Origin of the sequence: Nocardioides cremeus (genome assembly GCF_030518195.1) — a bacterium.
GTDB lineage: Bacteria > Actinomycetota > Actinomycetes > Propionibacteriales > Nocardioidaceae > Nocardioides > Nocardioides cremeus.
Map to the genome: position 1 here is coordinate 1 of NZ_JAULSC010000379.1, position 241 is coordinate 241.

At 71.0% G+C, this 241-nt stretch carries 1 pseudogene; it reads right to left on the reverse strand.

Features of this window, described 5'->3' with window-relative positions:
- Nucleotides 1-75: 75 nt before the first annotated feature.
- A pseudogene (locus tag QWJ41_RS21410) lies at nucleotides 76-241 on the reverse strand (PhoH family protein); the annotation flags it as partial.

Here is a 241-nt window from a genome sequence, read left to right on the forward strand (position 1 = left end):
CCATCACGAACCGGCTCAGGGTGGAGAGGCGACGTACGTCGACCTGCTGGCCGGACTCGTCGAGGACCTCGATGCTCATGGTCGGTTCCCCTGCACGGGCCGGGCGCGCGCGGCGCGCGCGTCGAAGTCGTCGTACGCCGCGACGATGCGGCCCACGAGCCGGTGCCGCACGACGTCGCTGCTGGTCAGGCGGTTGAAGCCGATGTCCTCGACGCCGTCGAGGATCTCCACCACCACCCGC